Source organism: Sphingobacterium sp. SGG-5, assembly GCF_011043525.1.
GTDB lineage: Bacteria > Bacteroidota > Bacteroidia > Sphingobacteriales > Sphingobacteriaceae > Sphingobacterium.
Genome location: NZ_JAAKGO010000045.1, coordinates 1 through 349, shown reverse-complemented (window position 1 = coordinate 349; position 349 = coordinate 1). Strand labels below are relative to the sequence as shown.

Annotated in this window: 1 protein-coding gene; it reads left to right on the top strand. The window is 54.7% G+C overall.

The window, feature by feature from the left end:
• On the top strand, window positions 1-349 hold a 349-nt coding region (locus tag G5B30_RS17205; RefSeq protein WP_165321235.1), incomplete at both ends, for an Ig-like domain-containing protein.

The following is a 349-nucleotide window of genomic DNA, read 5'->3' as shown; positions in this document are numbered from 1 at the left end:
GCTATCGGTGACCTTTGATGAGGAAGTCGAGTTGGGAACCATAGGTACCCTGCAGTTGATGGATGGTGCCACGGTACTGAAAACATACGATCTATCGGTTACGGCAGACCGCACAGCCTTCACGCTTTCTGCGGATAAGAAGACACTCTCCTGGACCGTAGGCCTGGATCTGCCGTTGAACACCAACATCGCCGTAGCTGTCAGTGCGGGTTTTGTGAAAGACGAGGCCGATAATGACTTTGCGGGTATCACGGCCGCTTCGGGTGCGTGGAACTTCACTACGCTCAACAGGATCATGGTGACTTCGGTCGCTGTGCCGGCAAATGCTACCTACCGCATAGGCCAGGAG